Annotated in this window: 1 protein-coding gene; it reads right to left on the bottom strand. The window is 74.8% G+C overall.

What is annotated here, in order from left to right; genetic code table 11:
* Positions 1 to 333 (bottom strand): HAD-IC family P-type ATPase (locus tag IEZ12_RS39390; protein ID WP_229848344.1); only part of this gene is annotated, 333 nt, incomplete at both ends.

Genomic DNA, 333 nt, shown 5'->3' with positions numbered 1-333 from the left:
AGGCGGATCGCGTCGGCGGCCGAGCGCAGGTCGCCGCGTACGAGGGTGAGGTCGGCGGCTTCGATGGCGGCGTCGGTGCCGGTGCCGATGGCCAGGCCCAGGTCGGCCTGGGCGAGGGCGGCCGCGTCGTTGACGCCGTCGCCGACCATCGCGACGGTGCGGCCCTCGGCCTGCAGCCGCTGCACGGTGGCGACCTTGTCCTCCGGCAGCACCTCGGCGATCACGTCCTCGGCGGGGATGCCGACCTCGGCCGCCACCGACTCCGCCACCAGCTTGTTGTCACCGGTCAGCAGGACGGGGCGCAGCCCCAGTGCCCGCAGTTCGGCGATCGCT

Origin of the sequence: Kitasatospora griseola (assembly GCF_014648555.1) — a bacterium.
In the GTDB taxonomy this organism is placed as follows: Bacteria; Actinomycetota; Actinomycetes; order Streptomycetales; family Streptomycetaceae; genus Kitasatospora; species Kitasatospora griseola.
This window is presented reverse-complemented; position numbering and strand designations above follow the sequence as displayed.